Origin of the sequence: Paenibacillus allorhizosphaerae, assembly GCF_042659105.1 — a bacterium.
In the GTDB taxonomy this organism is placed as follows: domain Bacteria; phylum Bacillota; class Bacilli; order Paenibacillales; family NBRC-103111; genus Paenibacillus_G; species Paenibacillus_G allorhizosphaerae.
In genome coordinates this window covers 438,868-451,277 of the sequence record NZ_JBHSRV010000004.1, presented here as the reverse complement: position 1 = coordinate 451,277, position 12,410 = coordinate 438,868, and the positions used below count along the sequence as shown (strand labels likewise).

Sequence of the window (12,410 nt, the reverse complement as noted above, 5' to 3'; positions counted from 1 at the left end):
CATGCCGATCATCGACATTCATATCCATTTATCCGACATCGAGAGCTTTCATTCTACGGCGCGGGACCTCTCCGGAGTGGATTACTCTGCGAGCGGACTGAAACGTGAATTCGATCGGAATGACGTCATCCTGGGGATCGGGATGGGCGTGCAGGAACAGACGCGCGGCACGTTTCCCGATTCCCAGGCGGCAAATCCGATGGGGCTCGACCTGGTCGAATCGATGCCTCCCTATCTCATGGAGTGCGTCGGGATTAATCCGGTACGGCTCGCTTCGCCGGAAGGAGCGAAGGAGCTGGACAAGATCGAGCAGCGCCTCGCTTCGTCCGATGTTGCGGGTATCAAGCTGTACGCAGGATATTACCATTACTTCGTAACCGATAAAGTGTACGGTCCGGTCTACGAATTGGCGAAGCGGTTCGATGTTCCGGTCGTCATCCATACCGGCGATACGTATTCCATGAACGGTCTGTTGAAATATTCGCACCCGCTTACGGTGGATGAGCTGGCCTTTCAGCAAAGAGACGTTCGCTTCATGATCTGTCATCTTGGAGATCCCTGGGTGATGGATGCGGCCGAAGTCGTCGCCAAAAACCCGAATGTGTATGCCGATTTGTCCGGCCTCGTCGTAGGAAACCGTCTCAAATTCGACCGGTTCATCAACGAACCGCTGTTTATGGATCATTTTCGAAGAGCGCTCGTCTATGCTGACAATTACGAGAAAATGCTGTTCGGCACCGACTGGCCGCTCGCTCCGATCGACGTGTATATCGATTTCGTGAAGCGTCTTATTCCCGAGAAGCACCACGAAGAGGTGTTTTACCGCAATGCGCTGCAAGTTTTTCCAAGGATCGGGCCAAGGCTTGCCCAGTTGCAAGGCTGAAGAGCGGCATTGCTCTGTTTTCAAGGGAGCCCGCGTAGGCGGAGGCTGACCCCGTCACTATGACAGTGGCTGAAACCGGTGGTCCGCTCCGTGTCGATTCAACCATACGCTTTCACGCAATAACCGGCTGCATACGAGCAGTCGGTTTTTTTCGTACGCCTGGTTCCCGTTGCGTTCGTTCAACGCGCTAGGTTTGATTTTTCGTTAACCGGAATTAGCCCCAAGTAATAGCTCACCCAAGACCTTGGTCCAGTGCCAAAACTAAACCGCAGACAGTTCTGGATTTTGCTAATTTTAGCTAAACTAGGCAAGGTAAATACGAATTTATCGGCCTGGAGGAACTTTCAATGGAATCGATGAGCGCGCTTTTTGAACAATACGGATATTTCGTTTTATTTATCGGCTTGTTTGCGGAATCTTTGGCTTTGCCGTTTCCAGGGGAGCTGGCCATGGCCATATCGGGCCACATGGTGAATTACGGGAGCTTCAATATCTTTTTGGTTATTCTCTGTTCTTATGTGGGAGCCATTGTCGGGACGACGTTTACGTATTATTTGGGGTACAAACTCGGAACGCCGTTTTTTGATCAATACGGCAAGTATTTTTTTATGAATCGGGAACGAAGAGCCAAAGTATCCGGATGGTTTGACAAATACGGAGACAAGCTGATTCTTGTCAGTTATTTTATCCCCGGCTTGCGGCATTTTACCGGTTATGTGTCCGGTATTTTGAAGGTGAAGCAGCGCACGTTTTTCTTCTATAACTATATCGGCGGATTTGTATGGGTTTTGGTATATGTCTCGGTCGGAAAAGTGTTCGGGCGCAACATCGAACAGCTGCTCCATCTCATTTCCCGGTATTCCGGCATCGCTGTAGCCGTCATAGCGGTCGTACTGGTCATCGGATTAATCGTTAGGCAAAATAAAGCGGCGCTTGCGAGAAGATTTTTGTCCAGAGGCAGTAAAGCATTGGATCGGAAATAGTTTCGTACAATGAATATACGTTTATGAAATGGTATGATGGAAATAAGAGGATTTTGAGGATGTGAACTATGAGATTTCGAGAGGGTGCCTGAGGGAGATGGATCACATGGTTGAAGATGGACTAGGAGTAGGCGAGCTCGCTGAAGTGTTCACTTCGGCGGTCCAGGCCGTAAAGACAGGCGGTGTGGAGTCGCTTATACAGCTGCTGCGTGAACACCCGGAGCTGGCTTATGCCCGTTCGCAGAAGGGCCGAACGCTGTTAAACCATCTGTGCGATTGGCCCGGGCATTTTCCGCGCGAGTTTGAGACAGGACGTGCGCTCATCGCTGCGGGAGCGGATGTCAACGCCCTTGCCATCGATCCTGACCGGGGGGAGACCTCCCTGCAGTGGGCGGTAAGCGCGAACGACGTTGCGATGGCCGAGCTGCTGATCGATTGCGGCGCAGCGGTGGACGGGCTGAACGGCGATTTGCGCCCGTTGGCGCAAGCCCTTTTCTACGGGTGCCGCGAAGCGGCTGAGATGCTGGTGCGGCGCGGCGCCACCGTCACGTTGGAATTCGCAGCCGGTCTGGGTCTTACCGGCATGCTTCCGCGTTTCTTCGGCACAGACGGCTGTTTGCTCCCAAGCGCCGGTGCGCATACGGCCCCGGTGAAGAACGCGATCCGGCCGGATACGACCGGCGATGAGCGGATGGAGCAGGCGCTCATCTACGCCGTCATCAATAACCGAATCGAAAGCGCCGCCTATTTGCTCGATCGCGGAGCCGATATCAATGCGATGCCGTCCGGCTTCCACTTTCGGGGCACGCCGCTGCACTGGGTTGCCGGCGGGGATTCCGCGGAGATGGTAGAATTCCTTGTGCGCCGCGGCGCCGATCTGCATGCGGCCGCTCCGAAAGACAAGGCCACGCCGCTGGAAATGGCGGAACACCGAAAAAAGCCGGACATCGTCCGGCTTTTGAAAAACTTAGGGGCACAGCGGTAAAGGGTACCCGGCCGCTTAGGAGCGCTTGCGCGGAACGGCAAGCGCTCCTAGCGGCCGGTAATGGCGCGGCCCGGATTCGCAGCGTTTGTCTGGCAAACGCTGCGAATCCGGGCCGCAAAATCACTCTTTCAGCAGGTGTAATCCAAAAGTAACGGCTTACGGAAGGCCGAAGCAGTTCAGCGTGATAACATGCTAATGTACCGGCCAAGAAGTTCCGACATCGCCTGCAGTCAAAGGTCTTCGAGGCTTCAGCACGCTCGAACGAAGAGCTCGGTAATTCCGTTGATTCATAGCTCGTTCAATAGCCGGATTTGCAAAATGCGCTTCCTACTTCTTTTTCTCCGCCTCGATCGATTTTGCCGCCGCTTCATTGGCCTGTCTCAGCAAAGTGACGACGTCGTCGTTGCCTTTTTCGAACTCTTTGAACATCGTGTTCACCTCATTGGAAACGAGGGTCGAAAAGGGGTTAACTTTTTCCGGTGCGGTCGGCTTCGTTTTGAAAATCGCCTGCACGTTTTTGCCTTTCAAAATGTCCAAATTTTTGCCGAAATTGTCTTTCAAATCTTGATCCGTCAGCGGCGACAGTTTGCCGTCCTTTACAAGTTCGGATTGCGCTTCTTTGGATACGAGAAAAGCGATCACCTGAAATGCTTCTTCCTTATGCTTGCTCGTCGCGGAAATGCTTAGATTATGCGAATCCGTACCGATGCCGATCCCCGGGCTGTCTTTAAAGCTCGGATAAGAGACGATGTCCCAATTCATCGGGGTGCCGTTCTTCTCCAGGTCCTGGAAGTTGCTTATGTAATCGCGGTAAGCAAAAATCGCCGTCGTCCGGTCTTTAAAAAACTGGTCGGTCCAGCTTTTCTTGCCTTGTTTCCATTCCGCGCCCGGCACTTTGTAGAACGAGGCCGCGAGCCTGAAATGCTCCACCCATTTATCGTTCAGCAGGTCGGGCTTATCGTTCGTGCCGGCAGCGAAATTACTATAGCCCGGATGCCCGTACCGGAACGTTTGCGGGTCCATTCCCTGGTACTGAACGCCGTCCGCGACGCGGGTCAGCTTGCGCTGCAAATCAAGGTATTCTTCCCAGACCATGCCGTCTTTCGGATAAGGAACCCCGAATTTGTCGAAAATGTCCTTGTTGTAATACGTCAAATACATGCTGTTGTCATAATGCGGCAGCGCATAAAGCTCGCCGTTCGGGGCCTGCAATTTGATCGCATCGAGCAGAAGCGGATTGAATTTGCCCAGGTCGACGTTGTATTTTTTAATAAGCGCCGTCAATTCGTATACGAGGCCCAGTTTTACGTAAACATTGCTGATCGACGGATTGCTGGAGTAAATGATGTCGGGGAATTGTCCAGCCGAAAGCAGCTCCTCCGCTGTAGTGCCTTTTCCGCTCTTGATAATTTCCAGCGTTACATGAGGAAACTTCTTTTTAACCGCTTCCATAATATGTTTGTTCATGACGATATCGGGCTCGCTAAATTGCTGAAACAAAGTTAGCGTCACCGGATCGCTGCTTACTTTTGGGGGAGCGGCAGCCTCCGAAGATTGGGGCGTTTTCCCGGTACTGCACCCGGCCAGTAAGGCGGCTATCATCACCGTAGATAGTATCATTTGTCCTTTTATTCGATTCATTTGTTGCCCCGCTTTCCTATTTTTATAAGATGGATGAGAATGAAACATTTCACTCTTTCGACCATCGTTTGAATCCTATAGTAACTTTCGGGAACAACAATGAATATGGTTGAAATATCCTTAATGTTTAATAAAATTAACTTTGTATTGCGCTGTCATAAAAAAACAAAACAAGAGCTCCCGTTGGAAGCTCTTGTTGAAGAAGACAAAAAATTGCATCAAAGGCTCATCTGGTATTTGAACAATAAATTGCGGTATTCGGAAGGGGAAACACCCGAAGTTTTTTTGAAAGAAGCGGAAAAATAGGAAACATCGTTAAACCCGAGCGTTTGCGCCACTTCGTTTACGGTCATTTCGGTTGAAGCAAGCAGTTGCTCCGCTTTCTTGATTCTCCGTTCATGAATATAGCGATGAGGGGGCATGCCCAGATGTCTCTTGAACACGCGGATCAAATAATTGGGATGAAAATGCGCGATTTGCGAAAGCTCCTCCAGCGTAATTTCTTTGGACAAGTTGGCGTCGATGAAGCGGATCGTATCCATTAATTTGTCAATACTGTCCGATTGCGAAAGTGCAGGGCACTCCAGCATTGCCCGCTCGATAAAGAGCGCAATGACGGATAGCAGCGCCGATTGAATTTTTAGCGAAGTCGTGCCGCCCGTTTTCATAAGATTGTCGATCAACAGTTGAAACTGACGCTGCAATTCGTCGGAGCTGCGCACGGTAATGAGATGCGGGAGGCCGAACCATCGAAACAACGGCATAAATGCGACATTGGAGTTGAAGTGGCACCAATACTTCGTATATGGGCGCCCTTCGGTCACGGAAAAAGATTGCAGCGTTCCGGCGGGAATGAACAACAGATCGCCCGGCTTGGGCATAAATTCTTGATTGCCGATTTTGATCCAGCCTTCTCCGTCGCAAATATAATAAATTTTATTGAAAGTTGGGATTGTATTAAACCGTTTCCAATCGGTCGTGCAATGGGAAAGCTTGGAATATAACAAGTTCACTCGTAAATTGGAAAGATGAGTGTTTAACAATTGATTTCTACTCACGTCGCACCTCCCGGTGTAAGCGCTGTCCTACCTTTAACTTACTTGTTGCAAACTTGATTGTCAAAGCTTGTCAGAAGCATTTTAATGCCGTGTAACATTGCCGACGTGTTCGTGGATGAGAAAAAGATCCAATAATCAGATTGACCTGTTTTATAACACGTGTTATGGTTGTGCTAGAGGTGTTATGATGAAGCGTGTAACCAGTTTTGATGTTGCCAAAAAGGCGGGAGTTTCCCGCAGCGTCGTGTCTGCCGTTTTGAATCACACCCCGGGGATTGGGGTAAGTGAAGAGAAACGGCGGGCGGTGCTGAAAGCGATCGAGGAGCTGGGCTACGCCGTCGACGTCCATGCGAAAGGGATGCGGACCGGGCGCAGCCAATGCATCGCCGCTTACGGCAATTTGCAAAACCGGTTCTTCGCGCAAATGCTGCAGGGTCTGCAAAAGGTATGCGGCGAACGCGGGTTTTACGTGCTGCTATGCAGCGCCGGGGCCGGTGTAGGTAGCCGGGACCGCCTATTTGAACTGTTTCAGCAGCGCCGGATCGACGGGATCGTAACGAAGGATACGACAGGATATGGCGATGAGGAATGGAAGCGGGAAGTGCTGCGGCTCGGCATTCCGTATGTTTCCGTCGAAGGGTACCCGGAAAGCGTCGAGATTGCGTCGGTTCAGATGGATTATGCCGAAAGCATTCGCATGGCGCTCGACTACGCCTGGGCCCGTACCGGCCTTCCGCCGGCGTATGTTGAAATATATAACCGGGCGGAGTATGCGCCCAATTGGGGAGACCGTCATCGTGTGCAAGCCTATAACGAATGGATGGAGGCAAGGGGACTTGAACCCCGCCTCATACGAAGACAGTGGAAGGAATGGCCTCAAGACCGGGCATGGTGGCTCGACCTTTTGCGGCATGAAGCGCATCCGGTGAGCATGATTACGAACTGGTCCCGAGCTTCGGTGGCGGTGTATCGCGCGGCTTATGAGCTGAAGCTGTACATCGGCAAGGATGTATATGTAATGGCTGCGGATAATACGGAGCAGTTGAACGAAGGGTTGGTTCCTTCCTTGAGCGCCGTTGAAGTTCCTTACGCGGAGATGGGGGAAGCAGCCGGTCGGCGGATCATCGAATATATCGAAGGGACAAGAAACCTAGTTGATACCGAGCGTATATGGCTGCCGGCGAAGCTGATGCGAAGAGAAAGCATGTAAGCGCATTATGCCATCGCGGAAGGCCATTTTAAACGTTCTCCTCACAAAAGTGCATAGAAGCTAGACCGATACATATTGCCGAACCGCCGATTCCGGCGGGAATGTGGAGGTAACTGCCTGATTCGGATTGAAAAAGAGAGCGGGGCGGTTTGCCTCGACGCACTTGAATAATAAAAATTTAAGCATTTATAACACGTGTTATATCAGGGGAGGATAAAACTTATGTTTTGGACCAAAGAAAAGCTTGCCGCCCGGATCAATGAATTGGCGGGATTCCGCTATCGGGAGGAGCGTTCCGTATCCGGTCTGCGCAAGCAGGAGGACCTGGCGGGAGAGATAGGGTCATATCCGCCGCCGGAGAACGGGAAGTGGGATCCCGTCGTGCTCGGAGACCGATATAAAGGCCGGGATCTGTACGTTTGGCTCGCGTATGAATTCGAAGTTCCTGCCGCTTGGCAGGGTAAGAAAATCGTCGGCCGGTTCGATTTCGGACGTACCGGCGGCGGAGGTAACAGCGGATTCGAAGCGCTGCTGTTTTTGAACAGCGAGCCGTACCAAGGGGTCGACAGCAATCACGAGGAGGTATTTCTGCCGCCTGACGCTGCCGGTCGAAAGCTGCAATTTCATGTGCGTTTATGGTCGGGACTGAACGGCTACGGCAAGGCGGCGCCGATCGAGAACGAAATCCGCATGGCCAAGGTCGGCTGGCTGGATGAAGCGGTCGACGACTTGTATTATACGAGTCTCGCAGTGCTGCAAACCGTTCAATTGCTGGGCGAGAACCGCCCGGAGCATCATGAGCTGCTGTCTGCGCTCGACCGGGCGTTTCTGCGAATCGACTGGTCCGTACCGGGCTCGGGCGCTTTTTACGAATCGTTATACGCCGCCCAAAACGTGCTGCAAGAGCAGCTTGATGCCATGCCGAAGCATCATCCGGTCACCGTGCAGTGCATCGGCCACACGCATATCGACGTCGCCTGGCTGTGGAGGTTAAAGCATACGCGGGAGAAAGCGGCTCGTTCGTTTTCCACGGTGCTGCGACTGATGGAGCTTTACCCGGACTACGTATTTTTGCAAACGCAGCCTCAGCTGTACGATTATTTGCAATCGGATTATCCGGCGATCTATGAGCAAATTCAAGCGCGCGTGAAGGAAGGCCGCTGGGAAGCGGGGGGCGCCATGTGGCTTGAAGCCGACTGCAACCTAACGTCGGGCGAATCGCTCGTGCGGCAGCTTTTGTACGGCACCCGCTTTTTCCGCGAGCAGTTTGGGGTAGAGTGCCGGTATTTGTGGCTGCCGGACGTATTCGGTTACAGCTGGGCGCTGCCGCAAATTTTGAAAAAATCCGGTATCGACATGTTCATGACGACGAAAATCAGCTGGAACCAATACAATCGCATGCCGCATGATACATTCCATTGGAAGGGAATCGACGGGACCGAAGTGCTGACGCATTTCATCACGACTCCGGATAACGGGAGCAGCGAGGGCGCGTTTTATTATACATACAACGGCAGCATTACCCCGAAATCCGTGCAGGGGATATGGGATGCTTACCGCGACAAAGAGCTGAATCGCGAGCTGCTGCTGTCATATGGTTATGGAGACGGAGGGGGCGGCGTCAACCGTCCGATGCTGGAAATGCGCCGACGTCTTGACCGGCTGCCGGGCTTGCCGAATGTCACGACGGGGCGGGCGGACGAATACTTTGACCGGCTGCAGGAGCAGATCGCTTCGACGGACCGCTATGTGCATACATGGGACGGGGAGCTGTACCTGGAGCTTCATCGGGGAACGTACACGAGCCAGGCCTATAACAAACGGGCTAATCGGAAGCTGGAGCTGCTGTACCGTGAAACCGAGTGGCTCGGCGTCTTGAGTAGCGTACTTCGCTCTTGTTGGGAAGCTTACCCGCAAAAAGAGCTGTACGAAGGTTGGAAAATCATATTGCGCAACCAGTTCCATGACATTATCCCCGGCTCTTCGATCAGCGAAGTGTACGAGGACAGCCGTCAAGAGTATGCGGAAGCGTTTGGCATTGCCTATGCGGCTCGGGAACGTGCGGAAGAAGCCTTAATGGATAAAGAGGCAACGGCGATGACGGTCTTCAACAGTGCCTCCTGGGAGCGCGACGATCTGGTTGCCGTTTCCGTCTCCGGCGAGTTGGAGAAAGACGGGATATGGCTCGATGCCGACGGGCAGCCGCTTGCGGCGCAGCGTTTGGAGCACGATTGGCTGGTTCGCATGAATCGGGTGTCCCCGATGGGATATACATCCATTCGATTTCTTCCGGAAGCAGCATCGGGCCGTACCGAGCAGCCTGTATCCGCTCCATTTCAAACGTCGAATCACGGCATGGAAACTCCATTTTATGCCATCGAGTGGGAGACTTCCGGCCGCTTGACCCGGATTTACGATAAGGAGCATGCGCGAGAGGTTTTATCGGCCGGCGCATGCGGTAACGAATTGCAGGTGTTCGAGGATAAGCCGAAAGGACGCCATGAGGCATGGGACATCGATATTTTTTACACGGAAAAAATGCGCTCAATCACCGACCTGCAGCAGCTTGTCATCGAAGAAAACGGGCCGCTCCGCGCCGTCGTGCGGTTTGAGTGGAAGTACGGCAGCTCTGCGGTCGTGCAGCGGATGATCGTTTACTCGGGCAACCGGCGCATCGATTTTGATACGCGCGTCGACTGGCGTGAGCAGCGGAAGCTGCTGAAAGTCGCATTCCCTGTAGACATTCGCGCCACGGAAGCGACATACGACATCCAGTTCGGCAACGTCAAGCGTCCGACCCACTGGAACACGAGCTGGGACTATGCAAGATTCGAAACGGTTGGCCACCAGTGGGCGGATTTGTCGGAGCGAAACTATGGCGTCAGCCTGCTCAACGACTGCAAATACGGTTACGATGTGAAAGGAAACGTCATGCGCCTGTCATTGATCAAATCAGCCATGGTACCCGATCCGCGTGCGGATCAAGGGCTGCACGAATTTACGTATGCGCTGTATCCGCATGCCGGCGATTGGCACGAAGCCGGGACGGTGCAGGCCGCTTGGTCGCTGAATAATCCACTGACCGCCGCAGCAGGCGCCCCACAGCAGCCGTCCATGTCGCTGCTTCGTCTGTCGGAAACCGCGGCAGGCCACGTGATGATCGATGCTGTCAAAAAAGCGGAGGACCATGATGCCATCATCGTCCGCCTGCACGAGTTCGCAGGCAACCGCGGGGAAGTTCGGCTCACGAGCGATGCCGTCATCGCGGGTTGGCAGGAGACAGACCTGATGGAGCGGCCGATTGGAGAAGCGAATGATGGCGATGATGTCATATTTTTCATCAAACCCTATGAGATTAAGACGTTCTTAGTGTATATGGGGAAATGATCGATCAAACCGTTTTTCCAAGCAAGGCTCTGATCAAGTTAAATGGTGAATCCAAGTTTATCATTGAAGCTGTACTTATAGAGTTGTAATTTATGACAAACCCGGCCTACGTCTATACTATAGGGCGGGTTTTTGTCATCTCTACTCTCATGAATCTATTTACTGTAGAGTCACCCATAATGACGAATATCCCCATACAAAATAATGTCGGGCCGTCCGTCTCGAAGCACGACTTTGCATAAGCTGGCGGCCGCAAAAACGGAGGATTCCAAATATCCCGCAAGGGCCGGCCTTCAAAGTGAGCCATCAGCAGCTTTAAGGTGGCGCTATGTGTAGCAACCAATATCATCTTCCCTTGAGAGGTGTCAACAACATCGTTCAAACAAGCAAGCGCTCGCCGCTTGACATCATGGAAGCTCTCCCCGGTGCCGCCGTCGAACAAGTCGGGTTCATTCCAAAATCGTTCAAATCGCCCGGGCTCACTCACCTTTATTTCCTCCTGAATACAGCCTTCCCTGGCCCATATCGATTTCCTGTAGCTCATCACAAGCGATAATGTCGGCCGATTGAAGCCCGCGCACCAGTTCCGCCGTCTGTCGAGCGCTTCCGCTGGAGCTTGTGTAGATGACGTCGAAGTGCACGTCCCGCAGTGCTTCGCCGAGCCGTCCGGCTTGACTTACGCCTAATGGCGTAAGCGGTAAAATATTGATTCCGGCAAGCGTCCACAATGCTTTAGGCGGAAAACCCGATAAACCGCCCTTGCATCTGCCCTTGCGTTTGCATATAATACTTGTTAAATCCATAAAGCCAAAATGCTTTGACGGAGAAAAGTAAGCAGTGCTTCTTCACAGGGAGGGAACGCCGAAGATTGAGAGCGTCCCCGTAGAATCAGGCTGCCGAAGTTCGCTCCCGAGCAGTCCTTTGAAACCGGTAGCCGATAGCTGCGCGGCAAGTAGGAGGAACCGGTCGTTTACGAACCGTTATGTTGGAATGAAGTGAGAAGCGGACATTCCGTCCGTCTTCTAACAAGGGTGGTACCACGGCTTTTTCGTCCCTTACGTTGCAACTGCTACTCATGTGAAACAGAGTCAGTTGTCAACTACGTTGCAACTGTTACTCATGCGAAGCAGAGTCAGTTGACAGCAGATGGGATGAAGGGGCCTTTTTTGTGTTCGGCGAACCAAACGGCATAACGAATTTAAGGAGGGTGCATGAGACCATGAAGGAACGGTTGCTTGCTTTAAAAGAAGAGGCGCTGCAGGAGCTCGGGCAAGTAGAGAATCAGCAGCAGCTAAACGAATTCAGAATCAAGTATTTGGGTAAAAAGGGGCCGCTGACCGAAATTTTGCGCGGCATGGGCGCATTAAGCGCGGAAGAGCGTCCGGTGATCGGTCAGGTGGCCAACGACGTGCGCGCCGCGATCGAGGAAGTGCTCGAAGCGAAGCAGGCTGAGTATACGAAAGCGGAGACGAACGCTCGGCTCGCAGCGGAGACGATTGACGTAACGCTGCCCGGTCGCCCGGTTGGCCGCGGTGCGATTCATCCGATCAGCAAGGTGATCCAGGAGATTGAAGATATTTTCATCGGGATGGGCTACACGGTCGCCGAGGGTCCGGAGGTTGAGCAGGATTACTACAACTTCGAAGCGCTCAACTTGCCGAAAAACCATCCGGCGCGCGACATGCAGGACTCGTTCTACATTACGGACGAGATTTTGATGCGGACGCACACCTCCCCGGTGCAAGTGCGCACGATGGAAAAAATGAAAGGACATGTGCCGGTCAAAATCATTTGCCCGGGCCGCGTATACCGCCGCGATGACGACGATGCGACGCATTCCCACATGTTCACGCAGATTGAAGGGCTTGTCATCGACCGCGGCATTCGCATGAGCGACCTGAAAGGGACGCTGCTGCAGTTCGTGCAGGAGCTGTTCGGTAAGCAGACGCAAATTCGGATGCGTCCGAGCTTCTTCCCGTTCACCGAACCAAGCGCGGAGGTCGATGTAACCTGTGCAATGTGCAGCGGTCATGGCTGCCGGGTGTGCAAGCATACAGGGTGGCTTGAAATATTGGGTTCGGGCATGGTGCATCCACGTGTGCTGGAGATGGCCGGTTACGATCCGGAAGAATACAGCGGATTTGCATTCGGCCTTGGCGTGGAGCGGGTTGCGATGCTGAAATACGACATTGAAGACATTCGTCATTTCTATACGAACGATCTGCGGTTCTTGAAGCAGTTTGTTCATTTGTAAAGAAAACAT

At 52.8% G+C, this 12,410-nt stretch carries 10 protein-coding genes and 1 other annotated feature; of the genes, 6 read left to right on the top strand and 4 right to left on the bottom strand.

Going from position 1 to position 12,410, the window contains the following annotated elements; all coding sequences use genetic code 11:
* Position 1 precedes the first annotated feature (1 nt).
* The 3 genes from ACFQI7_RS18415 to ACFQI7_RS18405 all read left to right on the top strand — a co-directional run bounded on the left by ACFQI7_RS18415 (position 2) and on the right by ACFQI7_RS18405 (position 2,851).
* Positions 2 to 883, top strand: coding sequence for an amidohydrolase family protein (locus ACFQI7_RS18415; RefSeq protein ID WP_218098288.1), 882 nt, complete (start codon positions 2 to 4; stop codon positions 881 to 883).
* Between the two features lie 347 nt (positions 884 to 1,230).
* Positions 1,231 to 1,866, top strand: a complete 636-nt coding sequence (locus tag ACFQI7_RS18410) for a DedA family protein (RefSeq protein ID WP_218098287.1) — start codon at positions 1,231 to 1,233, stop codon at positions 1,864 to 1,866.
* Between the two features lie 106 nt (positions 1,867 to 1,972).
* On the top strand, positions 1,973 to 2,851 hold the full coding sequence (locus ACFQI7_RS18405) for an ankyrin repeat domain-containing protein (RefSeq protein ID WP_218098286.1): 879 nt from the start codon (positions 1,973 to 1,975) through the stop codon (positions 2,849 to 2,851).
* A gap of 327 nt (positions 2,852 to 3,178) precedes the next feature.
* Here ACFQI7_RS18405 and ACFQI7_RS18400 read toward each other — a convergent pair whose 3' ends face one another.
* Together ACFQI7_RS18400 and ACFQI7_RS18395 are read right to left on the bottom strand one after the other, a co-directional pair.
* The gene (locus ACFQI7_RS18400; RefSeq protein ID WP_218098285.1) at positions 3,179 to 4,492 is read right to left on the bottom strand and encodes an ABC transporter substrate-binding protein; all 1,314 of its coding nucleotides are present in this window, start codon (positions 4,490 to 4,492) and stop codon (positions 3,179 to 3,181) included.
* Between the two features lie 218 nt (positions 4,493 to 4,710).
* The gene (locus ACFQI7_RS18395) at positions 4,711 to 5,550 is read right to left on the bottom strand and encodes an AraC family transcriptional regulator (RefSeq protein WP_218098284.1); all 840 of its coding nucleotides are present in this window, start codon (positions 5,548 to 5,550) and stop codon (positions 4,711 to 4,713) included.
* Between the two features lie 184 nt (positions 5,551 to 5,734).
* Between ACFQI7_RS18395 and ACFQI7_RS18390 the strand changes: the two genes are divergently transcribed.
* Positions 5,735 to 6,760, top strand: coding sequence for a LacI family DNA-binding transcriptional regulator (locus ACFQI7_RS18390; RefSeq protein ID WP_218098283.1), 1,026 nt, complete (start codon positions 5,735 to 5,737; stop codon positions 6,758 to 6,760).
* A gap of 222 nt (positions 6,761 to 6,982) precedes the next feature.
* Positions 6,983 to 10,147, top strand: coding sequence for an alpha-mannosidase (locus ACFQI7_RS18385; protein ID WP_218098282.1), 3,165 nt, complete (start codon positions 6,983 to 6,985; stop codon positions 10,145 to 10,147).
* A gap of 112 nt (positions 10,148 to 10,259) precedes the next feature.
* Here the strand turns inward: ACFQI7_RS18385 and ACFQI7_RS18380 are convergent, their stop codons facing one another.
* Together ACFQI7_RS18380 and ACFQI7_RS18375 are read right to left on the bottom strand one after the other, a co-directional pair.
* Positions 10,260 to 10,634, bottom strand: a complete 375-nt coding sequence (locus tag ACFQI7_RS18380) for a histidine phosphatase family protein (RefSeq protein ID WP_218098281.1) — start codon at positions 10,632 to 10,634, stop codon at positions 10,260 to 10,262.
* Positions 10,627 to 10,950 carry a histidine phosphatase family protein gene (locus ACFQI7_RS18375; protein WP_218098280.1) on the bottom strand — a complete coding sequence of 108 codons (324 nt, stop codon included), beginning with the start codon at positions 10,948 to 10,950 and terminating at the stop codon, positions 10,627 to 10,629. The genes ACFQI7_RS18380 and ACFQI7_RS18375 overlap by 8 nt, the downstream gene beginning before the upstream one ends.
* Positions 10,951 to 10,955: 5 nt before the next feature.
* Positions 10,956 to 11,206 (top strand) — a binding site (T-box leader).
* Between the two features lie 160 nt (positions 11,207 to 11,366).
* Between ACFQI7_RS18375 and pheS the strand changes: the two genes are divergently transcribed.
* Positions 11,367 to 12,401, top strand: a complete 1,035-nt coding sequence (gene pheS / locus ACFQI7_RS18370) for a phenylalanine--tRNA ligase subunit alpha (protein WP_218098279.1) — start codon at positions 11,367 to 11,369, stop codon at positions 12,399 to 12,401.
* Positions 12,402 to 12,410 lie beyond the last annotated feature (9 nt).

Coding starts and splice junctions, on each gene's coding strand:
- ACFQI7_RS18415 (WP_218098288.1), top strand. CDS start 2: ATGCCGATCATCGACATTCATATCCATTTATCCGACATCGAGAGCTTT.
- ACFQI7_RS18410 (WP_218098287.1), top strand. CDS start 1,231: ATGGAATCGATGAGCGCGCTTTTTGAACAATACGGATATTTCGTTTTA.
- ACFQI7_RS18405 (WP_218098286.1), top strand. CDS start 1,973: ATGGTTGAAGATGGACTAGGAGTAGGCGAGCTCGCTGAAGTGTTCACT.
- ACFQI7_RS18400 (WP_218098285.1), bottom strand. CDS start 4,492: ATGAATCGAATAAAAGGACAAATGATACTATCTACGGTGATGATAGCC.
- ACFQI7_RS18390 (WP_218098283.1), top strand. CDS start 5,735: ATGATGAAGCGTGTAACCAGTTTTGATGTTGCCAAAAAGGCGGGAGTT.
- ACFQI7_RS18385 (WP_218098282.1), top strand. CDS start 6,983: ATGTTTTGGACCAAAGAAAAGCTTGCCGCCCGGATCAATGAATTGGCG.
- ACFQI7_RS18375 (WP_218098280.1), bottom strand. CDS start 10,950: ATGGATTTAACAAGTATTATATGCAAACGCAAGGGCAGATGCAAGGGC.
- pheS (WP_218098279.1), top strand. CDS start 11,367: ATGAAGGAACGGTTGCTTGCTTTAAAAGAAGAGGCGCTGCAGGAGCTC.